The sequence below is a fragment of the Streptococcus sp. F0442 genome (genome assembly GCF_000314795.2).
Taxonomy (GTDB): domain Bacteria; phylum Bacillota; class Bacilli; order Lactobacillales; family Streptococcaceae; genus Streptococcus.
The window spans coordinates 634,024-659,654 of record NZ_KB373314.1 but is presented as its reverse complement, the minus strand read 5'-3'; the positions used below and the strand labels follow the sequence as shown (position 1 = coordinate 659,654).

Below are 25,631 nucleotides of genomic sequence, written 5' to 3'. Positions count from 1 at the left end.
GTACGGACGTCAGCGAACTTCTTCGAAGTTCCATGACTAATTATTGAGCCTAGGGTCTCAATAATTCCGAGTGCCTGAAACGTTATTGTTTTAGGCACTTTTCTCACAGCGGAAAGTTTCGGTATTTTTTTGAATCTATTTAAAAATTAGAACCCATTTTAATTTTTTTGCAGAATCATTTAACTTATTTTCCTTTAAAATAGTTTGTCACCATTCTGGGGAGTCTGGGGACAAAAGTCTAACCTTAAATATAAAAAGCGAACAAAACGAGTTTACCTGACACTCAGAATACTGTCTTGTTCGCTTTTTTGTCTAATCTATCGATTTTAAAAATTTATAATAGAGAATTCCTAAAATCAAAATCTTTTTGTCCCAGCTTCCTTTTTGTTTCCTTGCGCTATCAAAAAACCACCCGAAGGTGGCTTACTTTAATTCTTAGGTTCAGGTTTCCAAACCCACTCTGCTCCGTAGTCTGCAAGGAGATCATCGGATGCAGTTGGTCCCATGGATCCTGATTTGTACTCATAGAGCGGTGCTCCATCTTCGGCCCATAATTTTTCGATCCGGTCAATCAATTGCCATGAAGCGCGGACTTCGTGCCAGTGGCTGTAATTGGTTGAGTCATTGTTCAACACGTCGAAAATTAATTTTTCATAAGGCTCTGGGGAAGCTCCAGTTGCGGTCGCATCTGTCTCGTAGTCAAAGGAAATCGGTGCGATACTGAATTTTTCTCCGACCTCTTTTCCGTTGATACTCAATGAGAAACCTTCATTTGGTTGGATATAAATGGTCAAGACATTAGGTTGCAAACTATGTCCAAAGATGGAGTCGGTTTGCTTGAAGACCACATTGACCATGGTTCCCTTTTGCGTCAAGCGTTTTCCAGTACGGAAGAAGAAAGGAACTCCACGGAAGCGATCACTATCAACAAAGAATGCCCCAGAAGCATAGGTCTCCGTAGTAGATTCAGGGTCGACATTGGGCTCACTGCGATAAGAGATATCTTTTTTCCCTTCGATGGTCCCTGAATGGTATTGACCACGGATAAAGAATTTCTTTAACTCATCATCTGTTGGATTGTGCAATTGCTCAAAAACTTTAACTTTTTCAGCTCGAATCGCATCCTTGGTAAAGGTAGCTGGTTTATCCATGGCAAGCAAAGACAAAAGCTGAAGGGTATGGTTTTGCACCATGTCTCGGAGGGCTCCAGAGTGATCATAGTAGCCACCGCGTTCTTCAACACCCAGGCGTTCAGCAAAGGTGATTTGGATATTGTCAATAAAATCTCGGTTCCAGAGGTTGTCAAAAATGAGATTGCCGAAACGAATGGCAAAGATATTTTGGATCATTTCTTTGCCAAGGTAGTGGTCAATTCGGAAGATTTGCTCCTCATCAAAGGTTTCTTCCAATTCTTTGTTGAGCTGACTAGCCGTTTCTAGATCTGTACCAAAAGGTTTTTCAACGATCAGGCGCTCAAAACCTTGTCCATCCACAATCCCTTCTGATTTTAGGTGTTTAGCAATGGTTCCAAAAAATTGAGGAGCCATAGACAAGAAGAAGACCTTGTTGTGTTCCGTTTGGTATTTTTCATCCAAGCTGCTTTGCAATTCGCGCAGAGCGATGTAATGTTCGGTATCATTGACATCATGACTTTGATAGTAGAAATGGCTGGCGAATTCTTGAGCTTGTTGAGGGCTATCTGCGAGGTCTGTGATAGATTCTACCACGACCGATTCAAAGTATTCCTTGCTCCATGGTCTGCGGGCTGTCCCGATCACTGCAAAGTTTTCAGATAGATTACCTGATTTGTAGAGCCTAAAAAGGGACGGGTATAGTTTGCGCTTGGCCAAATCCCCGCTAGCTCCGAAAATGGTTACAATAACTTTTGAAGACATTTAAGTACCTATTTCCTATTTAATTAACCATATTTTACCATAAAATCAGCAAGATTTCTTTGATGGAATCGTTGTTCTGAATATTTTCCGATGGGATTTTAGTAGATAGCATAGAAAAAGCTAGAACGAAGGAGTGTTCTAGCTTATATGGGTTTAAGACCTCTTGAAGGAACTTAGTCTCTCCATTAAAATACGCGGTAGACATAAGGATTATCTGGTTGTGTAATGGTTTGACAATCCGTAATGTGGAGGACAGGCAAACTTTGCTTGAGCTGTTTGTGGTATTCAATGGACAAGGTTCCTTTTGCATGGATCCAGGTATTGTTGTCAAAATGTTGAGGAGCACCGGTTGTTAAAAGACCGTAGACACCTGAGTCTGCGATACAGTGGATGATCCCAAAACGAAAGAGAAATTGACTGTCTTTGTTATTAGGATCATTGTATACAAAACCGGTCAACTCGATGGTTTTTCCCGCAAATTGATCTGGATAATCATAAATGACCTCCATGACTTCCATATAATTCTCAGTGGTCACCTGGATCACCTTTTTATCAACATATTTCTTAGCTGCTTGCTTCATCTCTGACTCATAGGCAGACTTAGTGAAATAGCTACTGGTATCCGGTTTGAGATACTGAGTTGTTGTCCCTTCATCCTGTTGGATTTCTTTGGAAGAACCTGCTGCAACCGGAAAGTGGTAGCCTTTTGCAGAGACTGTTTGTGAATCCAGCGTCACTGTTGGGAAAAATAAGCCGACAAAAAGAGGAATACAGAGCAAGAAGACACTCGCTACTTTTGCCCAGAAGCCAGATAGATGACTGTGGATCTTCTGTTGTTTGACCCAGATGATCAGCTGCACAAGAGCTAAAACAAAGGACAAAAACATTGAAATATAAGCCAAGTAAGAATAGTGTAAGTTGATGTATTGATTGAGCTTACCAGATAATTGCAGGTACATGGTAAGCTCAAAATAACCTGCTAAGATCAAAAATCGTATCATAAAGCTACCCCCACAATCCAAGAGTATAGGAGCACAACTCCACTGACAATTCCGATAAATTGCCAGATAAAACGGGTCTTGAGGTAATTTTTCATCATGAGGAGATTCTTGACATCCAGCATGGGACCAATCACCAGAAAGGCCAGCACCGGCGCTACTCCAAAACTACTCAAAAGAGAAGAGCCGATAAAGGCGTCCGCCTCGCTACAAAGTGAGAGGAGGAAGGACAAGACCATAAGGAGGAGAATAGCAATAACCGGTGTCGCACTGATCGAGGTAAGGATCCGTGTTGGGACATAGACTTGGACGAGGCTGGCAAAGAGACAACCAAATACCAGGTAGCGTCCTGTATCAAAAAACTCATCAATCGCCTGCACCAAGACTTGAAAGAGCTTTTGGCCTTTGCTCAAATCGCTAAAATCATGTTCATGCACAGGTTTGCGATGTTCTTTTTGGATCGAATCTGTCTGAATAAAGCCAAGGAAGATCCCTAGTACCGTTGCGACAAGCAAGGAACCAAGGGCGCGGTAGAGGGCCATTTTAACAGAATTCCCAAAGGCTGAGTAGGTCGCAAAGAGAACGATGGGATTGATGACCGGTGCTGTCACCAAAAAGGGAACAGCAGTATAACTAGGGACTTTCTTTTCTAGAAAGCGATTGATAATGGGAACAATTCCGCATTCACAGGAAGGAAAGATAAAGCCGATAAAGGTCCCAAAGAAGATCCGCCCAAATTTATTTTTGGGAAGAAAACGGTAAACCTTCTCAGGTGTGACATAAACCTCAATCATTCCTGAAATGATACTTCCGATCAGGACAAAGGGCAGGGCCTCGATGATAATCGAGAGAAAAATAGCCCCAGCCTGCAAGACGCTAGAGGGAAGGTGTTGAAAGAATGTCATTATTTAGCCTTCTTTGCATCTTTAGCAGCCGTTTCTGCTTTCTTTTTTTCTTCGGGGAATTCAACTGTTTTTTCTAGATCTGGAAAACTTGCAAAGTTTTCAAACATTTTATCAAGATCATCCGTCTTAGAAAATTTAATAGCCATTTTTGGGCCTCCTTTTTCCTTTTCTATCATTATAACAAAAAGGAAAGACCATGGGGGAAATGGAGTATAGAAAGGGGAATGGCTAGCCCTGAGATAGATAGCAGAATAGGTTGCTAGAAGCCTTGGCTACGCTAAAATATGCTATAATAGAAGCTATGGATAAATATGAAAAAATAGCCCAAGAATTGGGTGTTAGCTTAAAACAAATCGATACCGTATTGAGTCTGACAGCAGAAGGCTCAACCATTCCCTTCATTGCCCGTTATCGAAAAGATCTGACGGGAAATTTAGATGAGGTTGCAATCAAGGCTATTATTGATCGGGACAAATCCTTAACAGCCCTAGCTGAACGGAAGGAAACCGTCCTTGCTAAGATTGAGGAACAAGGCAAACTGACAGAGGCGCTCAAGCAGGCTATTGAAGCTGCTGAAAAATTAGCGGATGTCGAAGAGCTTTATCTACCTTATAAGGAAAAACGGCGGACTAAGGCGACGATTGCTCGAGAAGCAGGACTTTTCCCCTTGGCACGTCTCATCCTGCAAAATAGTCCAAACTTGGAAGTAGAGGCACAGAAATTTACCTGTGAGACCTTCCCGACTGAAACAGCGGCTTTAGCTGGTGCAGTGGATATTTTGGTAGAGGCTATTTCAGAGGATACCCAATTACGAGCCCTCACTTATCAAGAAATTCATGGGCATTCCCTCATGACGTCAACCTTGAAGGATGAAAGCTTAGATCCTAAGAGAACCTTTGAAATCTACTATGATTTTTCCGAGAAGATCAAGAATATGCAAGGCTACCGGACCCTGGCTCTCAATCGTGGGGAAAAATTGGGCGTTCTCAAAGTCGGATTCGAGCACCATCTGGATCGGATCATTCGTATTTTTGAGGCTCGTTTTAAAACCAAAAATGCCTATGTAGATGAAGTTATTCAGCAAGCGGTTAAGAAAAAAATCGTACCTGCGATTGAACGTCGGATTCGGACAGAGTTGACGGAGGTGGCAGAAGACGGGGCCATTCAATTGTTCTCTGAGAATCTACGGAATCTCCTGTTAATACCTCCATTGAAAGGGCGCGTGGTCCTTGGATTTGACCCAGCTTTTCGGACCGGTGCCAAATTAGCGGTTGTCGATGAGACAGGCAAAATGCTTGCAACCCAGGTCATCTATCCAGTTGCTCCTGCAAAACCAGCTCAGATCGAGCAGGCTAAAAAGGATCTGTCCTCCTTGATCAAGAAGTTCGGAGTAGAAATTATTGCGATTGGAAATGGAACCGCCAGCCGTGAAAGTGAGGCCTTTGTCGCAGAGGTCCTCCATGACCATCCAGGAGTTCGCTATGTCATTGTTAATGAAAGTGGAGCCTCTGTCTACTCAGCTAGTGAGTTGGCCCGTCATGAGTTCCCAGAGCTAACAGTTGAAAAACGCTCTGCTATTTCTATTGCCCGCCGCTTGCAAGATCCCTTGGCTGAGTTGGTGAAAATCGATGCCAAGTCGATCGGTGTGGGTCAATACCAGCACGATGTCAATCAGAAAAAATTGACGGAAAGTTTGGATTTTGTGGTGGATACGGTCGTCAACCAAGTTGGGGTCAATATCAATACGGCTAGTCCGTCTCTCTTAGCGCATGTAGCAGGGCTTAATAAGACCATCTCTGAAAATATTGTGAAATACCGGGAAGAAGAAGGGATGATCCTCTCACGCGCGCAGATTAAAAAAGTCCCTCGTCTCGGAGCCAAGGCTTTCGAGCAGGCGGCGGGATTCTTACGCATTCCTGAAAGTAAAAACATTTTGGACAATACTGGCGTCCACCCTGAAAGTTATAAGGAAGTTGAAAAACTCTTTCAACTCCTTGGGATTACCGAACTAGATGAATCTGCTCAAGAAAAATTAAAAGCTGTCAAGATAGAGGAAATGTCGACCCAGCTAGAACTGGGGCCGGAAACCCTGAAAGATATCATTGCTGATCTCCTAAAACCAGGTCGCGATTTGCGGGATTCCTTTGATGCACCAGTGCTCCGTCAGGATGTCTTGGATATTAAAGACCTGCACATTGGCCAAAAATTAGAAGGGGTTGTGCGCAACGTGGTTGACTTCGGAGCCTTTGTCGATATTGGCATTCACGAGGATGGCTTAATTCATATCTCCCATATGAGCAAGCAATTTATCAAGCATCCAAGTCAAGTCGTCTCTGTAGGAGATTTAGTGACGGTCTGGGTCAAGAAAGTTGACGTGGAACGTGAGAAAGTCAACCTCAGTCTGGTAGCACCGAATGAATCTGACTGACTATGTACGCCAGGTATCTCTGGAAGATTTTGGGAGAGAATTCCGCCATCGAGCAGAGTGGAATGCGCGTCTCCAGACCACCGGAGGTCGTTTCTTTCCTAAGGATCGCCATCTTGATTTTAACCCGAAGGTCTACCAGGCTTTCGGATTAGAGACCTTTCGGAAAATCGTCCGCCATGAGCTCTGCCATTACCATCTTTACGATCAAGGAAAGGGCTATCGCCACAAAGATCCAGCCTTTAAACAGCTCCTTCAGCAAGTGGATGGCCTTCGTTTTACGCCACCTCTTCCAGAGAAGAGGGGACGTGTCAAGCGGATCTATTTCTATCAATGTGCCCATTGTGGTCAAGAGTATAGACGAAAGCGAAAAATCGATCTGAGGAAATATGCTTGCGGTCGCTGTCACGGTCGTTTGCAACTCCTTGAAATGAGACAGGAATGAGAATCGGTCTTTAGGCGGATCTCTTCTGGGTTAGACTCTGCTAAAATAGGTCTAACTAGAAAGAGGAAAATCAAATGACATCATCATTTTATAAATTAAAACGCCACCGCCTGGTTTCAGGTGTGCTAGCTGGTCTAGCTGATAAATTTGGTCTGAGTGCAACGCTGCTACGTTTCTTGTTTGTACTCTTTACAGTCTCCCATGCCTTTATCGGTGTGATTATCTACTTACTGTTAGATACGACCTTACCTTATAAGGAAGAGGAGGAGCAGGAAATATTTGACGATGGCCTTCGACCTCGTCGGAGAAAAGAGGCCGAACCTATCCATGATCAGAATGATAGTCCGTTTTTCTAAAAGGAGATCCGGTTGAAGCAGAAGTTCTATTACTTTGCGTTTCTTTATATCTTACCATCATTTCCTAGAGGCTGGAGACTTTTGTCTTGGCCTCTTTTTACTTTTTAAAAAGCGGGTTAAAATGGATCTTTCAAATGGTACTTTAGTCTCTCGTATGAAGAGAAAATCTGCTATAATAGAAAGAGAATTTGAAAAGGGAGAATGATATGGCAGTTACTGTTCGCGATATACAGGAAAAGCTTCGTCTTTCGGTTGTTTACGGGGATGATCGCCTCTTAAACAAGGAAATTACGACTGCGGATATTTCACGTCCCGGTCTTGAGATGACGGGTTATTTCGACTATTATACACCTGAGCGGATTCAGCTTGTAGGAATGAAAGAATGGTCTTACTTGGTGAAGATGAGCTCTCACAACCGTCATCAAGTCTTGCGCAAGATGTTCCAGCCAGAGACACCCGTCATCATTGTTGCGCGGAATTTAGAAATTCCAGAAGAAATGTTACGGGCTGCGGAAGAAAAGCAGCTGGCTATTTTAAAGAGCAATGTTGCAACGAGCCGTTTGTCTGGTGAGTTATCCAGTTATTTGGATAGCCGCTTGGCAGAACGTACCAGTGTTCATGGTGTTTTGATGGATATTTATGGGATGGGGGTCTTGATCCAAGGAGATAGCGGGATCGGTAAGAGCGAGACAGGTTTGGAACTTGTCAAGCGGGGTCACCGTCTCGTAGCGGATGACCGAGTCGATATCTATGCGAGAGATGAGATGACCCTTTGGGGAGAGCCAGCTGAGATCTTACGTCACTTACTAGAGATCCGTGGTGTCGGCATTATCGATGTGATGAGTCTCTACGGTGCGAGCGCTGTGAAGGATTCTTCACAAGTTCAAATCGCCGTTTACCTGGAAAATTACACTAAGGACCAAACTTATGATCGTCTTGGTAACAACGCAGAAGAGTTGGAAATCGGTGGAGTCACCATTCCTCGTATTCGCATTCCAGTGAAGACAGGTCGAAATATTTCGGTCGTGATTGAAGCAGCAGCCATGAATGTTCGTGCCAAAGAAATGGGCTATGATGCCACTAAAACCTTTGAAGAACGTTTGTCTCAGTTGATCAGTCAAAATGAGGTGAAGGAATGAATCCAGTAGCACTTCAATTAGGTCCGATCAGTATTCGCTGGTATGCGATCTGTATTGTCTCTGGCTTGATTCTAGCCGTTTATCTTTCCATGAAAGAGGCACCTCGAAAGAAAATGAATCCAGATGATATCATTGATTTCATCCTGATTGCTTTTCCACTAGCGATTGTCGGAGCTAGGCTCTATTATGTTATCTTCGAATGGGCCTATTATAGCCAGCATCTTGATGAGATTTTTGCAGTCTGGAATGGAGGAATCGCAATCTATGGCGGTCTCTTAACTGGGGCATTGGTCTTGTATCTATTTTCTCGTAGACGCTTCATTGAGCCAATTGATTTTTTGGATATTGCTGCTCCAAGCGTCATGATTGCACAGAGTATTGGTCGTTGGGGAAACTTCTTTAACCAGGAAGCCTATGGGGCTGCGGTCAAAAGTCTTAACTACTTACCAACTTTCATCCGAGATCAAATGTATATAGATGGTAGTTACCGTCAGCCAACTTTTTTATATGAATCCAGCTGGAATTTACTCGGCTTTGTCTTGATATTGCTTCTTCGCAGAAAACCTCATTTTTTGAGGCAAGGTGAAATCACAGCCTTTTACCTCATTTGGTATGGTTTTGGGCGAATGATTATCGAGGGAATGCGGACGGACAGCTTGATGTTTGCAGGTCTGCGTGTTTCTCAATGGTTATCAATGATTCTAATTCTAGTTGGACTCGTTATTATTATTTATCAGCGGCGCAAAAAAGCCCCTTATTATGTAGAAGTAAAGGAGTAACATATGTTTATTGAAATTGCATACGGTCTCTTAGGCCTTGCTTTAGTAGCGTTAGTCATTTACCTGATTTTCTTCCTCTCAAAGATTGGAAAAGTCGTAGATGAGACGCAAAAGACCATCCAAGTTTTAACATCGGATGTCAATGTCACCTTGCATCAGACCAATGATCTATTGGCAAAAGTCAATGTTTTAACGGATGATTTGAATCAAAAAGTGGCAACGATCGACCCCTTGTTTACAGCTGTAGCAGATCTTTCAGAGTCTGTCTCAGATTTGAATGACCAAGCACGTCAATTGAGTGTTAAAGCTGCATCAGCTGGTGGGAAAACTGTAAAAGCCTCTATGGGCCTTAAAGCTGTTCGGATGGCTTCAAAATTATTTAAATAGAATCGAGGAAAAAGATGGGACGTTTATCTAGTTTATTAATTGGTGTGATTTCAGGTGCTTCAGCAGCCTACTATTTGTCAACAGAGCAAGGTAAGAAAGTTACTAAAAAAGTTGCGCGCTTTGTAAAAGATTATCAAGAAGATCCTCAAGAAGTGCATGAATCGGTTAAACAAACTGCTAAAGATGTTTCAAAACAAGCAGTTGAAGTGATTCAGCAAACCAAGGAAAAAGTTGGTTCAGGAGAAATTACAACAGGAACTGTTATAGAATCTGTTAAAGAAAAGACACAAGATGTGGTTGAAAAGTCACAAGAAGTTTATCATTCATTTAAAGACAAGATTCAAAAAGAAAATCTTAGTGGCAATGAGTTGGTTCAATCTATTCGTAAGCAAACAGAATCAGAGGAGATCGTTCTAGAGTTAGATGAAAATCATGCTGAAGAAGCAGTAGAAGAAGGAAACGAATAATAAAAAAAGAGGCTCAATGAGCCTCTTTTCAGATTTAGTAAAGAGTAGATGGCAATCGATGACATAGACTGCTTGAACTTTTATTTCCATTTATTACATTTTGAGTATAACAAAAAATCAGGCTAACCTGATTTTTATTTTTTCTTTTTATGGTAGTAAATTCTAAATCCTTGGATACTCGCGAAACTAGTAGCAATAGCTAAGGTAAAAGCAAATAAGGTGTTCATCTTGGTTGCCAAGAAAATAAAGCTAAACACAACCGTCAGCACACAGAAAACAGCGATATTTAAAAAATACAGCAATTCACTTAATTGAGGGGCGGGTTCAGCTTCAGGAGCGTAGTCCTGAATAGGGGATTCTTGGGTTTGTTTGGTTAATTCGATATAGTCGAATTCTTCGTCATAGTGTCTTAAATTTCTTACGGGCATTTTCTCTCTCCTAACAGTACTCTATTATTCTATCATGAATTCAGCTTTATAAATGTTACAAAAATGTTACAAATTTTACAAAATGAATAAATTTTTCTAGAATATCGGATTTTTTGTTATAATGGATCTATGAAAAATATTATTATAACAGCAACAGCAGAGAGCGTTGAGCAAGCGCAAGCCTTGATTGATGCGGGGGTTGACCGGATCTATGTCGGCGAAAAAGACTATGGATTACGATTGCCTCAAACTTTAAGCTATGACGAAATAAATCGAATTTCACAACTGGTCCATGCTGCTGGCAAAGAATTGACAGTAGCTGTAAATGCACTGATGCACCAATCGATGATGGATTCAATCAAGCCATTCCTTGATTTTCTAAAGGAAATTCAGGCTGATTATGTTACTGTCGGAGATGCGGGCGTTTTTTATGTTTTGAAACGAGATGGCTATCCCTTCAAAACCATCTACGATGCTTCTACTATGGTAACCTCTAGTCGCCAGATCAATTTCTGGGGGAAACAAGCAGGAGCTTCTGAGGCTGTTTTGGCCCGTGAAATTCCGTCTGCTGAATTATTTGTGATGGCTGAGAATCTTCAAATCCCAGCAGAAGTATTGGTCTACGGTGCTAGCATTATTCACCATTCCAAGCGTCCTCTTCTTCAGAACTATTACAACTTCATCAAGACAGAGGAGTCTGTGACCAAAGATCGTGATTTGTTCCTAGCAGAACCGGGAGATCCAGATTCTCACTATTCGGTCTACGAAGACAAACATGGAACCCATATTTTTTCAAATAATGATTTGAACATGATGACCAAATTGTCAGAGTTGGTGGATCATGGATATGATCATTGGAAACTTGATGGGGTCTACTGTCCGGGTGAGAACTTTGTTAAGATTACAGAGTACTTTATCAAGGCGCGTGATTTGATTCAAAATGGAACCTTCACGCAAGATCAAGCTTATCTGTTTGATGAAGAGATTCGCAAATTGCATCCAGCTAATCGTGGCTTGGATACTGGTTTCTATGATTATGAACCAGATCGTGTAAAATAATAAATAAAGTAGTAGCTTCTTCGTTTGTGATTTTTCCTTTTTCAGGGAACGAAGGAGCAATTCATCATATCGACAATCTTGTAAATTGGAGAAAAAATGACAAATACAAAAAAACGTCCAGAGGTCTTGGTACCTGCTGGAACCTTAGAAAAATTAAAAGTCGCCGTTAATTACGGAGCAGACGCTGTGTTCGTTGGTGGACAAGCCTATGGGTTGCGGAGCCGTGCCGGAAACTTTACTATGGATGAACTGCGCGAGGGAATTGAATACGCTCATGCACGTGGGGTCGATGTACACGTAGCTTCGAACATGGTAACTCACGAAGGAAATGAACAAGGAGCTGGTGAGTGGTTTCGTGAATTGCGGGATATGGGGCTCGATGCCGTGATCGTATCAGACCCGGCCTTGATTGAAATCTGTGCAACGAATGCACCTGGTCTCAATATCCACTTGTCTACGCAAGCTTCTGCGACTAATGTGGAGACCTTCCATTTCTGGAAAGAATATGGCTTGACCCGTGTCGTATTGGCTCGTGAGGTGTCCATGGAAGAGTTGGCTGAGATCCGTAAGCGTACCGATCTGGAGATCGAAGCCTTTGTTCATGGAGCCATGTGTATTTCCTATTCCGGACGTTGTACCCTTTCAAACCACATGTCAGATCGTGATGCCAACCGTGGTGGTTGTTCCCAATCTTGTCGGTGGAAATACGATCTCTATGATATGCCATTTGGTCAAGAGCGAAAAAGTGTTAAAGGCCAAGTACCAGAAGAATACTCAATGTCAGCTGTGGATATGTGCATGATTGAAAATATCCCGGACATGATTGACAATGGGGTTGATAGCTTAAAGATTGAAGGTCGGATGAAATCTGTCCATTATGTGTCAACGGTTGCCAACTGTTACAAGGCTGCCTGTGATGCTTATATGGAAAGTCCAGAGGCCTTTTATGCGATCAAGGAAGATTTGATTAATGAATTGTGGAAGGTTGCCCAACGTGAATTGGCGACTGGTTTCTACTACCAAACTCCTACAGAAAATGAGCAATTGTTTGGCGCTCGTCGAAAGATTCCTCAATATAAATTTGTAGGAGAAGTGGTTGATTTTGATCCATCTACCATGACTGCGACTATTCGACAGCGGAATGTCATCAATGAAGGCGACCAGGTGGAATTCTATGGACCAGGTTTCCGTCATTTTGAATGCCAGATCCAAGACTTGCATGACAAGGACGGAGTGAAGATTGATCGTGCACCAAATCCGATGGAACTCTTAACCATCACCGTCCCACAGGAAGTAAAACCAGGAGATATGATTCGTTCGTGCCAAGAAGGCTTGATCAATCTCTACTCCAAAGATGGGGCAAGTAAAACTGTTCGAGCATAAGAAAAAAGAGAGGGTTAAACCTCTCCTTTTTGTTGGGCGATGCGAATATTATTGGGAACCAAACTGATTTTCTGGATCTCAGAAATTCGGATAATGGTTGACATACTTTTCTTGAAATTTTTGACGATCAGTTGTCGGCGCTCTTGGTCAAACTTGACAATGTCACCCGTAAAACTTTTATTTGAAAAAATAACATGAACTCCTTGCTTTTTTCGCAATGCTTGTTGAATGATTTCAGTAATTCTTTCATCTTCTATTGGGGCAGGGGTGCTGACTTTTCCATTGAAAAACTCATTCGCTCGGTCTTTAACGATCTCGAGAAATTTTTTCATAGCTAAATTCTCCATAACTTGATACAATATATTATAGATAATTTCCACGATTTTGTAAATGATTTACGAATAATAGAGATGAGAAAGCAAGAAAGGAGTCGTAAAATGGCAGAATTTTCATTTGAAATTGAGGAGCATTTATTGATTTTGTCTGAAAATGACAAAGGGTGGACCAAAGAACTGAACCGTGTAAGTTTTAACGGTGCTCCTGCTAAGTATGATCTTCGCACCTGGAGTCCAGACCATACAAAGATGGGCAAAGGGATTACACTCACGAACGAAGAGTTCCAAGTCATGCTCGATGCATTTAAAAATTAAGAAAAGGGGTCTTTCAAGGACTTCTTTTTATTATAGTCTAAAACTATATAGATATCAAAGATATTAGATTATCTTAAACCCTTGTTTATCAAGTGTTAGACTGCTATAATGGTTGCATTGATGAATTAATGTAAAACTTATAGGAAAGAGGAACTAATATTGACACATACACATGCACCTTATCGCGTAGACCATGTTGGTTCATTTCTTCGTCCAGCTACTTTGGTTCAGGCTCGTGAAGATTTCGCAGCTGGAAAAATCAGTCAGGCTGACTTAACAAAAGTAGAGGATCAGGCGATTCGTGACCTCGTTGAAAAAGAAATTGCTGCTGGTCTAAAGTCAGTAACAGATGGAGAATTCCGCCGTGCTTATTGGCATTTGGATTTCTTCTGGGGCTTTGGAGGAATTGATCATGTCCAGGCGGCAGAGGGATATCATTTCCATGATGAAACGACCAAGGCGGACTCAGCTCTTGTCATTGGAAAGATCACGGGAGCCAATCATCCATTTGTAGAGCATTATAAGTTCTTGCGGGATCTTGTGGCAGATGTAGATGGTGTAGAGGCTAAATATACTATTCCAGCGCCAGCGCAATTTTATTTTGAACTGATTCGTGATGCCGAACATGTGGAGCAATTGAATACCATCTATCCTGATTTTGCGGCTGTTCGTGAAGACATCAAGCAAGCCTATCTTCAAGTGATTCAAGATTTGTATGATGCAGGACTTCGGACACTTCAGGTAGATGATTGTACGTGGGGTGTCTTGGTAGACGATAATTTCTTGACGGCTTGGGGAGCAGCTCAAGGCAAGTCAAAAGATGAGGTTCGCCGGGAACTGGCTGATCTCTTCTTGACCTTTAACAACGATGTCTACCAACATGTTCCAGCTGGTTTGACCGTCAATACACACGTTTGTCGTGGGAATTTCCATTCCACCTGGGCTTCATCAGGTGGCTATGCACCGATTGCCAAAGAACTCCTGGGAGAAGAAGCGGTCAATGCATACTTCCTTGAGTTTGACACCGATCGTGCCGGCGGTTTTGAACCACTTGCTGAAGTAACCCCTGGAAAAGGAGTCGTCTTAGGCCTCTTGACATCTAAGAGTGGTCAATTGGAGAACAAGGATGAGGTCATTGCTCGTATTAAAGAAGCGAGTCAGTATGTACCGTTGGAAAATCTTTATCTGTCTACCCAGTGTGGCTTTGCTTCTACAGAAGAAGGAAACATTTTGACAGAAGAGGACCAATGGAAAAAAATCGGCTTGATTAAAGAAATTGTCGCTGATGTTTGGGGCGAATAAGGAGGAAGAAACATGTCAGATTTACTAAGTATTTATAAAGAATTGCAAGCTAAAAAATGGGTGGACTTGAGTCACCAGATCAATGCGGAAAGTCCACACTTCCCAGCCCTTCCTGCTTTGCAACAAGAAGATCTTTTCACATTAAAAGATGGCTTCCATGTTCAAAAATTTACAGTGGTTGGTCAATACGGTACGCATATCGATGCACCAATTCACTTTGTAGAAGGTGGTCGTTGGTTGGATGAGATTGCCCTTAAAGATCTCCTCTTGCCACTCTATGTTATCGACAAGTCTAAAGAAGTTGCAGCCAATCCAAACTTTATCTTGAGCAAACAAGATATTTTAGATTTCGAAGCAGAGCATGGACAAATTGCAGAAGGGGCCTTTGTGGCCTTCCGTAGTGATTGGTCAAAACGTTGGCCTGATCAAGATGCTATGCGCAATCTTGATGAAAATGGGGTTCAACAAAGTCCAGGATGGAGCCGTGAAGCCTTGGAATTCTTGATTCATGAACGCCATGTCAAAGCAGTGGGTCATGAAACCTTCGATACCGATGCAGGTATTCCAGCAGCAGAGCATGGCTTGGTCAATGAATACTACCTTTTGGAACAAAATATCTACCAAGTTGAAGTCTTGAACCACTTGGATCAAGTACCAGCTGTAGGTGCCTTGATTTCAATTGCCTTCCCTCATTGGGACAAGGCAACTGGTTCACCTGTTCGTGCCATTGCCATCTTACCATAAGAGAAGAAATAAGCTTGAAGTGTAACGACTTCAAGCTTATTTTTTATCTCATGGTTACGAATTCTTCTGATCCAGTTGGGTGAATGGCGACGGTTGCGTCGAAATCGGCTTTCGTCGCTCCCATCTTGATAGCAACGGCAAATCCTTGGATCATTTCGTCCACTCCATATCCAAGTCCATGGAGACCAACGACTTTTTCTTCTGGCCCCGCAGTGATGAGTTTAAATTTTGCCTGCTGGCGGTGTTGGGTAACGGCGGTATACATGGAAGCAAATTGAGAAGTATAGACTTTAATATTCTCTTTTCCATAAGTTTGTAGGGCTTCCTCTTCAGTTAAGCCAACCGTTCCGATAGCAGGGTGAGAAAAGACAACGGTAGGGATGCTAGTATAATCCATTTTAGCATCGACTTTTCCATTAAATAGTCTTTCAGAAAGGGTTCGCCCAGCCTTAATGGCCACTGGAGTCAACTCTTTTTCACCAGTGACATCACCAAGAGCATAGATGCCCGGAACAACGGTGTTTTGGTAATCATCTACTGCGATAAATCCCTTTTCATTTAAAGTAACACCTGCTGCTTCTAAATTCAGATCCTTGACGTTTGGTTTGCGTCCGGTTGCCCAGATGACATGTTCAGCTACATGGCTGGTCATATCTTCAAAGTATACCTTGACACGTCCGTCTATTAATTTTTCAAGCTTCATGGGAACCTTATGTTTGTGAAGTGGAAGGTTTTGTTTTTCCATTTCTTCCATTAAACCATCGGTAATATAGGAATCAAAACTACGTAAAACCCGATCTTTTCGGATGAAGAGGTCTGTTTGAACGCCTAAATGGTGGAGCACACCGGCTAGTTCCACCGCGATGTAGCCTGCCCCAATAATGGCAACAGATGTAGGGAGTTCTTCCCAAGCAAAGACATCATCAGAAGTTTCGCCGAATTCTGCTCCAGGAACAGAAGGAATATGAGGATGGGCTCCAGTCGCAATCACGATATGCTTGGCCTGGATCGTTTCTCCATTTACCTCGATCGTATGAGCATCCACAAAACGAGCACGACCTTGAATCAATTCGACTCCATTGCGTTTAAAACTACCATCATAAGAATTCCGAGTACGATCTATATAGGCTTCGCGATTCTTTCTTAAGGTTGCAAAATCAAATTCGGTCTGTTCAGAAGTAAATCCATAATCTGGCCCGTAATCACGAATGGCTTCTGCAATTTGTGCACCATACCACATAATCTTTTTAGGTACACATCCTCTGTTGACACAGGTGCCCCCCAATTGTTTTTCTTCGATGACAGCAGCGCGTGCTCCGTGCTCCCCAGCCCGGTTCATCGTAGCGATTCCTCCACTACCTGCACCGATTGAAATAATATCAAATTCTTTCATGTTTTCCTCCTAAATGGGATTTCAGTTTGATTGTAATATCAATTGTTACAAAAGTCAAGGGTTTAGCATGTTCCCAAGCATTTAAATTTCATTTTGCTGTGTCAATTTTAGATAGAAAAGAAAGGAAGTATGGTATACTATGGTATAGAATAAAACGCTTTCGTTGATGGAGAAAAACGATGAAGAAATTAAAAAAATGGCAACTATTTACAGCTGCTGGAGCAGCAATTGCGGTGATCGGAACAGGAAGTGTGATGATGTTTTCACGTCCGAGCTCTCCTGATCAAGCAGTGACGAATGAAACTCCAATGGTCCAAACGGTCAAGGATGGATCGATCGCCTCTTCAGTCTTGTTAACAGGAAAGGTTACCGCTAACCAAGAACAGTATGTCTATTTTGATGGAACAAAAGGAGACTTGCAATCGATTCTGGTCAATGTGGGAGATCAAGTGACGGCCGGTCAGCCGATCGTCCAGTACAGCAGTACAGAGGCCCAGACAGCTTACGATGCTGCCGTTCGAGCCGTCAATAAGGCCGATCGTCAGTTAAATGATTTGCTAACAAATGGTGTGACTATTGATACGACAGGAGATGAGGAGGCAGACGCTAAGTCGGCTTCCCAAACGCAACGAACCGTGGATTCGCAAGCTAGCGATCTACGTGATGCCAAGTCTGATGCGGTTGATAATATGAACAAGGCCAAGGCTCTTCTGGATGCAACAACCGTCAAGAGTAACACAGATGGCACTGTCGTTGAAGTCAATAAAGATGTTTCAAAATCAACTACAGGGACCAATCAAACTCTGGTTCATATTGTGAGCAATGGGAATTTACAAGTAAAAGGGGAATTGTCCGAATACAATTTGGCCAATATTTCTGAAGGTCAGGAAGTAGTCCTCACTTCCAAAGTTTATCCTGATAAAACTTGGACAGGAAAGATTTCGTATGTAGCCAACTATCCGACTGACGCGGCTCAAGCAGGTGCCAATGCAGCAGGTGGAACACAAGGAAGTGGGGGAGCCAAGTACCCATTCACAGTAGATATTACTAGTGACATTGGAGAACTCAAACAAGGTTTTTCTGTTAATATTGAGGTCAAAAGTTCCACTCAACATCCACTTGTTCCAGTAACAAGTGTTATGGCTGATGGAGAGACAAGCTACGTATGGACAGTTGAAAATGGCAAGGCTAAGAAAGTAACAGTGACTCTTGGAAATGCCGATGCTGAAAACCAAGAAATCTTGTCAGGCCTCAAGAAAGACGCCCAAGTCATCGTAAATCCTAGTGAGAAACTGGAAGATGGAAAAGAGATCGGTAAATATGACAAAATTGATTGAACTAAAAGGAATCAATAAAACCTATAAAAATGGGGATCAAGAGCTTCGTGTTTTAAAAGATATCGACCTGGAAGTCGAAGAGGGTGAATTTGTTGCCATTATGGGTCCATCGGGTTCCGGGAAATCGACCTTGATGAACGTCATCGGTTTGTTGGACCGTCCAACCAGTGGGGACTATTTCCTTGAAGGTCAAGAAGTTGGAAACCTCAGTGAGAAAAAATTGGCGCGTGTTCGAAATGAACAGATTGGTTTTGTCTTTCAACAGTTCTTTCTCCTATCCAAGCTCAATGCCTTTCAAAATGTCGAACTCCCTCTCATTTATGCAGGTGTCCATCCTGCTAAACGGAAGGAATTAGCTGAGCAGTACCTTGAAAAGGTGGAGCTCCATTCGCGTATGCACCATTTGCCTTCGGAACTTTCGGGTGGGCAAAAGCAGCGGGTTGCGATAGCTCGAGCTCTCGTCAATCAACCGGCCATTGTCTTGGCAGATGAACCGACTGGTGCCTTGGATACCAAGACGGGGGAACAAATTATGGATTTGTTAACCACATTGAACCAAGAAGGAAAAACCATTATTATGGTAACCCACGAACCAGAAATTGCAGCCTTTGCCAAGCGTCGCATCGTTATTCGTGATGGGGAAATCTCCTCAGATAGCAAGCTGGAAAGGAGGCCCTAATGCAAAATTGGAAATTTGCGATGAGCTCGATTATGAGCCATAAATTACGGTCTTTCTTGACCATGGTGGGGATCATTATTGGGGTCGCTTCTGTGGTGGTGATCATGGCACTGGGAGATGGCATGAAGGCTGGTGTCACCAAGACCTTCACCAAAGATCAAGAGTATGTACAAATCTCCTATTCTCCAAATAAGAGTGGTTATGTGACAGGCATCAATATTGGTCCTTCTGACGATATGGGGGAGGGCGGTGGAGAAGGTGGTCCTGCGGCTGAAGACCGAGGGATGGCTGCTCCATCAGATATCGATGGGGAAAATGCAGAAGATATTGACGGTCAAGTCCAAGAAACACCGCCAGTTGTGCAAGAATCTTGGGTCAAGGAATTAACCAAGATTGAAGGAATTGATGGCTACTATGTTGGCAATACTTCTAATGCAACGATTGCTTTTCAAAAGAAAAAGGCAGACGGGGTGAACATCCAAGGAGTTAATGAAACCTATTTTTCAGTTAAAAAAGTTGAACTATTATCTGGACGGAAATTAACTCCTTCAGATTACAGTAATTTTTCACGGGTTGTGCTCCTTGATGAAGGCTTGGCTCAACAATTATTTGGAACTGAGAATCCTCTCAATCAGGTAGTCTCTGTTGGAGATAACAACTATCGAGTCGTTGGCATTTTCAAGGATCCAAATGCTGGAACAGCCCTATATGGAGCATCCTCAGGTGGTAGTGCACTCATGGCCAATACCCAGCTTGCCTCTGAATTTGGAACAGAAGAAATTCAAAATATTGTCGTCCACGTTCCAGATGTGAAGCAAATCAAGACCGTTGGGATCGAAGCTGCTCAAAAGTTAACAGAACTTTCAGGTGTTCGCCAAGGGGAATTCCAAATCTTTAATTTGGATAGTATCCTAGAGGAAACCAATAAAGTTGTAGGAATTATGACGACAGTCATCGGTGCTATTGCTGGGATTTCTCTCTTAGTTGGTGGTATTGGAGTTATGAATATCATGTTGGTTTCTGTCACTGAGCGGACGAGAGAAATTGGTCTTCGAAAAGCATTGGGAGCAACAAGAAGTAAGATTTTGGTCCAATTTTTGATTGAGTCGATGGTCTTGACCATCATTGGTGGGCTCATTGGTCTCGGTCTGGCTTATGGTGTGAATAGCTTGATTGCCTCAGTCGCTGCAGCAACCCTGGAAGGGCCACCAATTATTTCTTTAAATGTTGCGATTGGTAGTATTATTTTCTCTGCCTTTGTAGGCATTCTCTTTGGGATTTTACCAGCCAACAAAGCTTCTAAATTAAACCCAATCGAAGCACTGCGTTATGAATAAAAAATAGGAGGGAGACAGGATGAATGATTCGTCAACATCTACCTTGCTCCTTTTTCTATGTTCACGTAATAGAAAGCTTTAGCTCTTTTTAATTCATTATCTTTAGACAGCTAAAACGGTATGGGCCATCCATCAGTCTAGCAGAATAGCTTTTGAGTAGGGTTGAAGGAGGGACAGTCATTGCTCAGCCTTATTTTTGTTTAATTGGTAATTATTAGTGAATTTCTGCTCTAAATATGATAAAATAGGGAAGAATAACTTAGGAGGTTCCAAATGACTACTGAACATATGGAAGAATTAAATGACCAGCAGATTGTCCGTCGTGAAAAGATGGCGGCCCTTCGTGAACAAGGAATCGACCCATTTGGAAAGCGATTCGAACGTACTGCAGATTCTGGTCAATTGAAAGAAAAATATTCAGAATTAGATAAAGAACAACTTCATGACTTGAACGAAACAGCCATTATTGCGGGTCGTCTTGTGACCAAACGTGGAAAAGGAAAGGTTGGTTTTGCCCACCTTCAAGACCGTGAAGGTCAAATCCAAATTTACGTCCGGAAAGATGCGGTTGGTGAAGAAAATTATGAAATTTTCAAAAAGGCTGACCTTGGAGATTTCCTCGGGGTAGAAGGAGAAGTGATGCGGACAGACATGGGTGAGCTTTCCATCAAAGCTACTCACATCACACACTTGTCTAAAGCTCTTCGTCCCTTGCCTGAAAAATTCCACGGACTTTCAGATGTAGAAACCATCTACCGCAAACGTTACTTGGATTTGATTTCTAACCGTGAAAGTTTCGAGCGCTTTGTCACTCGTTCAAAAATCATCTCAGAAATCCGTCGTTACTTGGATGGTCAAGGCTTCCTTGAAGTAGAAACTCCTGTCCTTCACAATGAAGCTGGTGGAGCATCTGCGCGTCCGTTTATCACTCACCACAATGCCCAAAACATTGACATGGTCCTTCGTATTGCGACCGAACTTCACTTGAAACGCCTGATTGTTGGTGGGATGGAACGCGTTTATGAGATTGGCCGTATCTTCCGTAACGAAGGAATGGATGCTACCCACAATCCAGAATTTACTTCCATCGAAGTCTACCAAGCCTATGCTGACTACCAAGACATTATGGACTTGACGGAAGGGATTATCCAACACGCTGCGAAAGCTATTCATGGGGATGGTCCTGTTAACTACCAAGGAACTGAAATCAAGATCAATGAACCATTCAAGCGTGTTCATATGGTGGATGCGATCAAGGAAATTGCTGGTGTTGACTTCTGGCAGGAAATGAGCTTTGAAGAAGCAGCAGCCCTTGCCAAAGAAAAACATGTGCCAGTTGAAAAACACTACACTGAAGTGGGTCATATCATCAATGCCTTCTTCGAAGAATATGTGGAAGAAACCTTGACACAACCAACCTTTGTCTATGGCCACCCTGTAGCTGTATCACCATTGGCTAAGAAGAATGACGAGGATCCTCGTTTCACGGATCGTTTCGAGCTCTTCATCATGACCAAGGAATATGCTAATGCCTTTACAGAATTGAACGATCCAATCGACCAATTGGAACGTTTCGAAGCGCAGGCACGCGCCAAAGAATTGGGAGACGACGAAGCAACTGGAATTGACTACGATTATGTAGAAGCTCTTGAATATGGTATGCCACCAACAGGAGGATTGGGAATCGGTATCGACCGTCTCTGCATGCTCCTTACTGATACGACTACTATCCGTGACGTATTGCTCTTCCCAACTATGAAATAAGCTAAAAGAAAACACTGATCTGATGATCAGTGTTTTTGAATGTATACAGACTATTGTTTTACATAAGACAACTAGATGATTTTCAAAAAATAACTTTTATTCTAAAACAATTATCTTGCAAACAGTGTTTTTTAGTCTTCCAAATAAGAGGTATCATTCCAAGTCTCTAAGTAAAAGTGCTCAAAATCATCTGTTGTCAAAATGGTCACACTGGCATTGTCGAGGCCACCGTTTTTACGGAGTTCCTCTGGTTTATAACCAAGTAGGGTCCGAATAGAAGCGGTTAAATTGGCTCCATGGCCAACGATTAGAATGGCCTCGCCAGACTTGTCTTTTAAACTTTTGATAAAATTTCCGGTCCGCTGGGTGGTTTCTTCAACGGATTCTGCTCTGAAAATATCGTGGTGAAACTCAGCTAAATTATGACGAAAGGCCTTCATTTCCTCCGGATAGAGAGCCTTCAACTCCATAATTTTTCTACCTTCTAGGCTACCAAGCCGCCATTCCCGTAGAGCAGGAGTCTCTTGGAGGGAGATAGGATGTTGATTTTGCTCGAGAATGATTTGAGCAGTATGGACGGCTCTTGGCAAGTCGCTTGAATAAGCTGCGTCAAAGTATGTTTGAGATAGATGCTGGCCCAAGGCTTCCAACTGCTGGATGGAAGATTCTAACAGCGGGGAGTCGCCATTTGCCCCTTGAATACGTCCCTCTTCATTCCACTCAGTACGTCCGTGACGGACAAAATATAATTTCATATTGGTTTTATCCTTTACTCAACTAAGTCCTCGAAGCTAGCCTTGACAAAATCAGCTAAATCTTGCGCCTTGATTTGAATACTGTGACCAACTTCACCTGCAGAGACAATTATCTGATCTAGATCAAGGGCTGACTGGTCAATAAAAATAGGGTAGTTGTGTTTTTGTCGAATGCCAACAGGATTATTGGCTCCGTGAACATAGCCCGTCGTCTTTTCTAAGTCTTTTTGCGGAATCATACTAACTTTTTTATTGCCAGAGAGTTTGGCTAATTTTTTTTCTGATAAGTGGGCAGAGATGGGAACAATCCCGATGACAGGACCAGTTTTATCGCCTGTTAGGGCTAGTGTCTTATAGATTTGATCGGTCGTAATCCCATCTGGAATGATTCCCTCAAGGGCGTTGATTTGCAATCCTGTATGGTTGATTTTTGCTTTTTGCAGTATTTGTTCAACCAATGTTTTTTTCACTTTTTGTTTTTTTGCCATTACTTTCTCCCTTTCTATTTGTCTTTGCAAAATCAGATTTCACCTAAACCATTATATCATATAATAGAACTGATCTTGTTTTCCTCCTCAAAAATAGAAAACAGCAGAGAAGGCTTAGAGCACATAATCTGCTGTTTTGAGGCTATGAGGAAGAGCTATCTTTTTGTACCTTGAATAGTTTCCGATAAATCGCTTCTTGATCTTGCGTTGGAGCAATTTGGTTGAGATCCAAGTAGTGTGAAAATCCATTTAATTGCCCTTGAGAAGTATATTGATGCAAGTCGTATTCCGTATTGGTATCTGGTGCGGCATTATAGTAGCCATCATCAAATCCGTAGGTTGGAATCCAAAGAGCAGAAAATTTATCAGTGGAGATACTATGTTCTTCCATGAAGTAGGTTCCGATATAAATTCCAATATTTTTAGCTCCGAGGGCTTCTAATTTCGCTCGGAAAGCTTCAACTCCTGCATTCATATCCTTCATGGTTTTTTCCTCAACGTCTAACCAATAGTAGGTAGGTTTGTAAGGAGAAGCAGCTTTATAAAATTCCTCTGCTTCCTTCTCCATTTCTTTTTTATCCTTGGCTGCTACATAAGCATAGACAGCGACAGGGATATTTCGTTTTTGGAATTCTTGGATATGAGTTTTATATGATTTATCCAGACCATTGAGGTAGGTTGCCGCATTTTCTTTTTTGGCTTGGGCCCCACTATGGACACGAATGATTACACCTCCCACATTTTGAGAGAGGATATCGTAATCGATTTCGCTTGGCAATTGCCAACCCGAGATATCAATGATTGGGCGGCCAACCAATTCTGGATTAATGTCTTCTTCTTTTTTAGAAGAAGAACTTGCAGTGGTTGTCTTTTTAGATGTATTGGAGTTCGGAATAGTTTTGGTTGTTTCTTGTCGTTCTCTAGCTTGAAGATCGGCAATCGTTCTTGAAAGAACGAGGAAAGAAATGATACCGATAAAAAAGGCCAAGAGAACAACGGGTTTTATCCTTTTTCTCATACAGAATCATTTTACCGTAAAAAAAACGAAAAGGCAAAACTTAATGCTTAAAGATGCTGATTTAAGCTATTATTTTCAAAAAATAGGAATCTTTTCCTCCAAAAAGGATAAAAATATATGAAAATAAGAAGAATCATTCGAATATCTAGTAAAAAAAGTGAAGAAGCCGAATCTTTTCCGGCCTTTCCTTGGTTTTGGACCTTAAAAATGATATAATGAAGGTTGAATATCAGCAATATGGTGAACTATGAAAATTGAAAAAAGACATCTATTAAATTATTCCATTCTCATTCCTTATTTGATTTTATCCATTATTGGTTTGATTGTGGTCTATTCTACAACCAGTGCCTTGGCGATTCAAAATGGAGTGAGTTCTATTCGGATGGTGCGGACCCAGGGCCTCTTTTTTATCCTTAGCCTCTTGACCATCGCATTAATTTATAAGTTTAGCTTAAACTTCTTGCGAAATAAAAAAGTATTGGCTTTTGTCATCTTCATTGAAGTGATTTTATTAATTCTGTCCAGATTTATTACGGATACGGTCAATGGGGCACATGGTTGGTTAACGATCCCTGGGGGCTTCAGCATCCAGCCAGCCGAATACCTCAAGGTTATTTTAGTCTGGTATTTGGCCTTGATATTTTCTAAACGACAAGATGAGATCCGTGATTATGATTACCAGGCCTTGACCCACAATGAATGGATTCCAAGGAATTTAAACGATTGGCGTTGGTTGACCATGATCCTTATTGGAATCGTTGTGATCATGCCGGATTTGGGAAATGCGACGATCTTGGCCTTGACCGTCTTAGTCATGGTTACTGTTAGTGGAGTGGGCTATCGTTGGTTCACCTCCTTACTTGGTATAGTCATTGGAGCAGCTACCTTGGTCCTTGGATCTATTTGGATAATTGGTGTAGACCGTGTCGCTAAAATCCCTGTCTTTGGTTATGTGGCAAAACGCTTTAGTGCCTTCTTTAACCCCTTTAATGATTTGTCAGGTGCGGGCCACCAATTGGCTAATTCCTATTATGCGATGAGTAATGGTGGTTGGTTTGGATTGGGGCTTGGTAATTCTATTGAGAAACAAGGTTATTTACCAGAAGCTCATACGGATTTTGTATTTGCGATTGTGATTGAAGAATTAGGTTTTGTTGGAGCTAGCTTGATTCTCGCTCTCTTATTCTTTTTAATTCTTCGCATCATTTTAGTCGGTATTCGAGCAAAGAATCCATTCAATTCTATGATGGCCATTGGTATCGGAGGCATGATTCTGGTGCAAACCTTCATTAATATTGGAGGTATTTCTGGTTTGATTCCATCTACTGGAGTAACCTTCCCCTTCTTATCCCAAGGGGGAAACAGTTTATGGGTCCTATCAGTTGCGATTGCTTTTGTCTTAAATATTGATGCCAGTGAAAAACGAGCGAAGATGGAACAGGATGGTATGGTTTTTGAAGAAAAAGGTAAAATCAAACCGTATTACTAAAAGCTAAGA

At 42.1% G+C, this 25,631-nt stretch carries 27 protein-coding genes; 17 read left to right on the top strand and 10 right to left on the bottom strand.

The window, feature by feature from the left end:
* Positions 1-428: 428 nt before the first annotated feature.
* From zwf to HMPREF9186_RS11540, 4 genes are all read right to left on the bottom strand, one after another.
* Positions 429-1,895: a glucose-6-phosphate dehydrogenase gene (zwf, locus tag HMPREF9186_RS03320; RefSeq protein ID WP_009731410.1), complete on the bottom strand. Its 1,467-nt coding sequence runs from the start codon at positions 1,893-1,895 to the stop codon at positions 429-431.
* A gap of 185 nt (positions 1,896-2,080) precedes the next feature.
* The gene (locus HMPREF9186_RS03315) at positions 2,081-2,896 is read right to left on the bottom strand and encodes a TIGR03943 family putative permease subunit (protein WP_009731409.1); all 816 of its coding nucleotides are present in this window, start codon (positions 2,894-2,896) and stop codon (positions 2,081-2,083) included.
* Positions 2,893-3,798: a permease gene (locus HMPREF9186_RS03310; protein ID WP_009731408.1), complete on the bottom strand. Its 906-nt coding sequence runs from the start codon at positions 3,796-3,798 to the stop codon at positions 2,893-2,895. Before HMPREF9186_RS03310 ends, HMPREF9186_RS03315 begins: the two co-directional genes overlap by 4 nt.
* Positions 3,798-3,944, bottom strand: a complete 147-nt coding sequence (locus tag HMPREF9186_RS11540) for an SPJ_0845 family protein (RefSeq protein WP_009731407.1) — start codon at positions 3,942-3,944, stop codon at positions 3,798-3,800. The genes HMPREF9186_RS03310 and HMPREF9186_RS11540 overlap by 1 nt, the downstream gene beginning before the upstream one ends.
* Positions 3,945-4,099: 155 nt before the next feature.
* Here HMPREF9186_RS11540 and HMPREF9186_RS03305 point away from each other — a divergent pair, with 155 nt between their 5' ends.
* The 7 genes from HMPREF9186_RS03305 (at position 4,100) to HMPREF9186_RS03270 (ending at position 9,796) form a co-directional block, all read left to right on the top strand.
* Positions 4,100-6,226: a Tex family protein gene (locus HMPREF9186_RS03305; protein ID WP_009731406.1), complete on the top strand. Its 2,127-nt coding sequence runs from the start codon at positions 4,100-4,102 to the stop codon at positions 6,224-6,226.
* Complete coding sequence (locus HMPREF9186_RS03300; RefSeq protein ID WP_009731405.1) at positions 6,213-6,668, top strand: SprT family protein; 456 nt, start codon at positions 6,213-6,215, stop codon at positions 6,666-6,668. Before HMPREF9186_RS03305 ends, HMPREF9186_RS03300 begins: the two co-directional genes overlap by 14 nt.
* A 74-nt stretch (positions 6,669-6,742) precedes the next feature.
* Positions 6,743-7,024 carry a PspC domain-containing protein gene (locus HMPREF9186_RS03295; protein ID WP_009731404.1) on the top strand — a complete coding sequence of 94 codons (282 nt, stop codon included), beginning with the start codon at positions 6,743-6,745 and terminating at the stop codon, positions 7,022-7,024.
* Between the two features lie 206 nt (positions 7,025-7,230).
* Positions 7,231-8,163 carry an HPr(Ser) kinase/phosphatase gene (hprK, locus tag HMPREF9186_RS03285; protein WP_009731403.1) on the top strand — a complete coding sequence of 311 codons (933 nt, stop codon included), beginning with the start codon at positions 7,231-7,233 and terminating at the stop codon, positions 8,161-8,163.
* A complete protein-coding gene (gene lgt / locus HMPREF9186_RS03280; RefSeq protein WP_009731402.1) occupies positions 8,160-8,942 on the top strand; it encodes a prolipoprotein diacylglyceryl transferase in 783 nt (260 codons plus the stop codon). The genes hprK and lgt overlap by 4 nt, the downstream gene beginning before the upstream one ends.
* Before the next feature lie 3 nt (positions 8,943-8,945).
* Positions 8,946-9,329, top strand: a complete 384-nt coding sequence (locus tag HMPREF9186_RS03275) for a DUF948 domain-containing protein (protein WP_009731401.1) — start codon at positions 8,946-8,948, stop codon at positions 9,327-9,329.
* A 14-nt stretch (positions 9,330-9,343) separates the two neighbouring features.
* Positions 9,344-9,796, top strand: coding sequence for a YtxH domain-containing protein (locus HMPREF9186_RS03270; RefSeq protein WP_009731400.1), 453 nt, complete (start codon positions 9,344-9,346; stop codon positions 9,794-9,796).
* 134 nt (positions 9,797-9,930) lie between these two features.
* Here HMPREF9186_RS03270 and HMPREF9186_RS03265 read toward each other — a convergent pair whose 3' ends face one another.
* On the bottom strand, positions 9,931-10,224 hold the full coding sequence (locus HMPREF9186_RS03265) for a DUF3270 family protein (RefSeq protein WP_009731399.1): 294 nt from the start codon (positions 10,222-10,224) through the stop codon (positions 9,931-9,933).
* A 129-nt stretch (positions 10,225-10,353) separates the two neighbouring features.
* Here HMPREF9186_RS03265 and HMPREF9186_RS03260 point away from each other — a divergent pair, with 129 nt between their 5' ends.
* Together HMPREF9186_RS03260 and HMPREF9186_RS03255 are read left to right on the top strand one after the other, a co-directional pair.
* Complete coding sequence (locus HMPREF9186_RS03260) at positions 10,354-11,283, top strand: peptidase U32 family protein (RefSeq protein WP_009731398.1); 930 nt, start codon at positions 10,354-10,356, stop codon at positions 11,281-11,283.
* A 96-nt stretch (positions 11,284-11,379) separates the two neighbouring features.
* Positions 11,380-12,666, top strand: coding sequence for a peptidase U32 family protein (locus HMPREF9186_RS03255; RefSeq protein WP_009731397.1), 1,287 nt, complete (start codon positions 11,380-11,382; stop codon positions 12,664-12,666).
* A gap of 14 nt (positions 12,667-12,680) precedes the next feature.
* Here HMPREF9186_RS03255 and HMPREF9186_RS03250 read toward each other — a convergent pair whose 3' ends face one another.
* Complete coding sequence (locus HMPREF9186_RS03250) at positions 12,681-13,013, bottom strand: hypothetical protein (RefSeq protein WP_037613912.1); 333 nt, start codon at positions 13,011-13,013, stop codon at positions 12,681-12,683.
* A gap of 90 nt (positions 13,014-13,103) precedes the next feature.
* On the opposite strand from HMPREF9186_RS03250, the gene HMPREF9186_RS03245 reads away from it, so the two are divergent.
* The 3 genes from HMPREF9186_RS03245 to HMPREF9186_RS03235 all read left to right on the top strand — a co-directional run bounded on the left by HMPREF9186_RS03245 (position 13,104) and on the right by HMPREF9186_RS03235 (position 15,362).
* Positions 13,104-13,316 carry a YdbC family protein gene (locus HMPREF9186_RS03245; protein ID WP_009731395.1) on the top strand — a complete coding sequence of 71 codons (213 nt, stop codon included), beginning with the start codon at positions 13,104-13,106 and terminating at the stop codon, positions 13,314-13,316.
* 159 nt (positions 13,317-13,475) lie between these two features.
* The gene (locus HMPREF9186_RS03240) at positions 13,476-14,618 is read left to right on the top strand and encodes a 5-methyltetrahydropteroyltriglutamate--homocysteine S-methyltransferase (RefSeq protein WP_009731394.1); all 1,143 of its coding nucleotides are present in this window, start codon (positions 13,476-13,478) and stop codon (positions 14,616-14,618) included.
* A gap of 12 nt (positions 14,619-14,630) precedes the next feature.
* Positions 14,631-15,362 (top strand): cyclase family protein, encoded by a 732-nt coding sequence (locus tag HMPREF9186_RS03235; RefSeq protein WP_009731393.1) that lies wholly within the window; start codon positions 14,631-14,633, stop codon positions 15,360-15,362.
* 43 nt (positions 15,363-15,405) lie between these two features.
* Here the strand turns inward: HMPREF9186_RS03235 and gor are convergent, their stop codons facing one another.
* The gene (gene gor / locus HMPREF9186_RS03230; protein ID WP_009731392.1) at positions 15,406-16,755 is read right to left on the bottom strand and encodes a glutathione-disulfide reductase; all 1,350 of its coding nucleotides are present in this window, start codon (positions 16,753-16,755) and stop codon (positions 15,406-15,408) included.
* A 179-nt stretch (positions 16,756-16,934) separates the two neighbouring features.
* Between gor and HMPREF9186_RS03225 the strand changes: the two genes are divergently transcribed.
* The 4 genes from HMPREF9186_RS03225 to lysS all read left to right on the top strand — a co-directional run bounded on the left by HMPREF9186_RS03225 (position 16,935) and on the right by lysS (position 21,872).
* Complete coding sequence (locus HMPREF9186_RS03225) at positions 16,935-18,092, top strand: efflux RND transporter periplasmic adaptor subunit (RefSeq protein WP_009731391.1); 1,158 nt, start codon at positions 16,935-16,937, stop codon at positions 18,090-18,092.
* Positions 18,076-18,771, top strand: a complete 696-nt coding sequence (locus HMPREF9186_RS03220; RefSeq protein WP_009731390.1) for an ABC transporter ATP-binding protein — start codon at positions 18,076-18,078, stop codon at positions 18,769-18,771. Before HMPREF9186_RS03225 ends, HMPREF9186_RS03220 begins: the two co-directional genes overlap by 17 nt.
* Positions 18,771-20,108: an ABC transporter permease gene (locus HMPREF9186_RS03215; protein WP_009731389.1), complete on the top strand. Its 1,338-nt coding sequence runs from the start codon at positions 18,771-18,773 to the stop codon at positions 20,106-20,108. Before HMPREF9186_RS03220 ends, HMPREF9186_RS03215 begins: the two co-directional genes overlap by 1 nt.
* 273 nt (positions 20,109-20,381) lie before the next feature.
* Positions 20,382-21,872: a lysine--tRNA ligase gene (gene lysS / locus HMPREF9186_RS03210; protein ID WP_009731388.1), complete on the top strand. Its 1,491-nt coding sequence runs from the start codon at positions 20,382-20,384 to the stop codon at positions 21,870-21,872.
* Between the two features lie 131 nt (positions 21,873-22,003).
* On the opposite strand, the gene HMPREF9186_RS03205 is transcribed toward lysS, so the two are convergent.
* The 3 genes from HMPREF9186_RS03205 to HMPREF9186_RS03195 all read right to left on the bottom strand — a co-directional run bounded on the left by HMPREF9186_RS03205 (position 22,004) and on the right by HMPREF9186_RS03195 (position 24,133).
* Positions 22,004-22,627, bottom strand: coding sequence for a histidine phosphatase family protein (locus HMPREF9186_RS03205; RefSeq protein WP_009731387.1), 624 nt, complete (start codon positions 22,625-22,627; stop codon positions 22,004-22,006).
* A gap of 14 nt (positions 22,628-22,641) precedes the next feature.
* The gene (locus HMPREF9186_RS03200; protein ID WP_009731386.1) at positions 22,642-23,115 is read right to left on the bottom strand and encodes an aminoacyl-tRNA deacylase; all 474 of its coding nucleotides are present in this window, start codon (positions 23,113-23,115) and stop codon (positions 22,642-22,644) included.
* Positions 23,116-23,257: 142 nt separating this feature from the next.
* Positions 23,258-24,133, bottom strand: coding sequence for a GH25 family lysozyme (locus HMPREF9186_RS03195; protein WP_009731385.1), 876 nt, complete (start codon positions 24,131-24,133; stop codon positions 23,258-23,260).
* 247 nt (positions 24,134-24,380) lie between these two features.
* Between HMPREF9186_RS03195 and ftsW the strand changes: the two genes are divergently transcribed.
* Positions 24,381-25,622 (top strand): cell division peptidoglycan polymerase FtsW, encoded by a 1,242-nt coding sequence (gene ftsW, locus HMPREF9186_RS03190; RefSeq protein WP_009731384.1) that lies wholly within the window; start codon positions 24,381-24,383, stop codon positions 25,620-25,622.
* Positions 25,623-25,631: the final 9 nt, after the last annotated feature.

What these genes read in the sequence shown, in the direction of transcription:
- zwf (WP_009731410.1), bottom strand. Translation starts at nt 1,895, where the DNA reads ATGTCTTCAAAAGTTATTGTAACCATTTTCGGAGCTAGCGGGGATTTG.
- HMPREF9186_RS03315 (WP_009731409.1), bottom strand. Translation starts at nt 2,896, where the DNA reads ATGATACGATTTTTGATCTTAGCAGGTTATTTTGAGCTTACCATGTAC.
- HMPREF9186_RS03310 (WP_009731408.1), bottom strand. Translation starts at nt 3,798, where the DNA reads ATGACATTCTTTCAACACCTTCCCTCTAGCGTCTTGCAGGCTGGGGCT.
- HMPREF9186_RS11540 (WP_009731407.1), bottom strand. Translation starts at nt 3,944, where the DNA reads ATGGCTATTAAATTTTCTAAGACGGATGATCTTGATAAAATGTTTGAA.
- HMPREF9186_RS03305 (WP_009731406.1), top strand. Translation starts at nt 4,100, where the DNA reads ATGGATAAATATGAAAAAATAGCCCAAGAATTGGGTGTTAGCTTAAAA.
- HMPREF9186_RS03300 (WP_009731405.1), top strand. Translation starts at nt 6,213, where the DNA reads ATGAATCTGACTGACTATGTACGCCAGGTATCTCTGGAAGATTTTGGG.
- HMPREF9186_RS03295 (WP_009731404.1), top strand. Translation starts at nt 6,743, where the DNA reads ATGACATCATCATTTTATAAATTAAAACGCCACCGCCTGGTTTCAGGT.
- hprK (WP_009731403.1), top strand. Translation starts at nt 7,231, where the DNA reads ATGGCAGTTACTGTTCGCGATATACAGGAAAAGCTTCGTCTTTCGGTT.
- lgt (WP_009731402.1), top strand. Translation starts at nt 8,160, where the DNA reads ATGAATCCAGTAGCACTTCAATTAGGTCCGATCAGTATTCGCTGGTAT.
- HMPREF9186_RS03275 (WP_009731401.1), top strand. Translation starts at nt 8,946, where the DNA reads ATGTTTATTGAAATTGCATACGGTCTCTTAGGCCTTGCTTTAGTAGCG.
- HMPREF9186_RS03270 (WP_009731400.1), top strand. Translation starts at nt 9,344, where the DNA reads ATGGGACGTTTATCTAGTTTATTAATTGGTGTGATTTCAGGTGCTTCA.
- HMPREF9186_RS03265 (WP_009731399.1), bottom strand. Translation starts at nt 10,224, where the DNA reads ATGCCCGTAAGAAATTTAAGACACTATGACGAAGAATTCGACTATATC.
- HMPREF9186_RS03260 (WP_009731398.1), top strand. Translation starts at nt 10,354, where the DNA reads ATGAAAAATATTATTATAACAGCAACAGCAGAGAGCGTTGAGCAAGCG.
- HMPREF9186_RS03255 (WP_009731397.1), top strand. Translation starts at nt 11,380, where the DNA reads ATGACAAATACAAAAAAACGTCCAGAGGTCTTGGTACCTGCTGGAACC.
- HMPREF9186_RS03250 (WP_037613912.1), bottom strand. Translation starts at nt 13,013, where the DNA reads ATGGAGAATTTAGCTATGAAAAAATTTCTCGAGATCGTTAAAGACCGA.
- HMPREF9186_RS03245 (WP_009731395.1), top strand. Translation starts at nt 13,104, where the DNA reads ATGGCAGAATTTTCATTTGAAATTGAGGAGCATTTATTGATTTTGTCT.
- HMPREF9186_RS03235 (WP_009731393.1), top strand. Translation starts at nt 14,631, where the DNA reads ATGTCAGATTTACTAAGTATTTATAAAGAATTGCAAGCTAAAAAATGG.
- gor (WP_009731392.1), bottom strand. Translation starts at nt 16,755, where the DNA reads ATGAAAGAATTTGATATTATTTCAATCGGTGCAGGTAGTGGAGGAATC.
- HMPREF9186_RS03225 (WP_009731391.1), top strand. Translation starts at nt 16,935, where the DNA reads ATGAAGAAATTAAAAAAATGGCAACTATTTACAGCTGCTGGAGCAGCA.
- HMPREF9186_RS03220 (WP_009731390.1), top strand. Translation starts at nt 18,076, where the DNA reads ATGACAAAATTGATTGAACTAAAAGGAATCAATAAAACCTATAAAAAT.
- HMPREF9186_RS03215 (WP_009731389.1), top strand. Translation starts at nt 18,771, where the DNA reads ATGCAAAATTGGAAATTTGCGATGAGCTCGATTATGAGCCATAAATTA.
- lysS (WP_009731388.1), top strand. Translation starts at nt 20,382, where the DNA reads ATGACTACTGAACATATGGAAGAATTAAATGACCAGCAGATTGTCCGT.
- HMPREF9186_RS03205 (WP_009731387.1), bottom strand. Translation starts at nt 22,627, where the DNA reads ATGAAATTATATTTTGTCCGTCACGGACGTACTGAGTGGAATGAAGAG.
- HMPREF9186_RS03200 (WP_009731386.1), bottom strand. Translation starts at nt 23,115, where the DNA reads ATGGCAAAAAAACAAAAAGTGAAAAAAACATTGGTTGAACAAATACTG.
- HMPREF9186_RS03195 (WP_009731385.1), bottom strand. Translation starts at nt 24,133, where the DNA reads ATGAGAAAAAGGATAAAACCCGTTGTTCTCTTGGCCTTTTTTATCGGT.
- ftsW (WP_009731384.1), top strand. Translation starts at nt 24,381, where the DNA reads ATGAAAATTGAAAAAAGACATCTATTAAATTATTCCATTCTCATTCCT.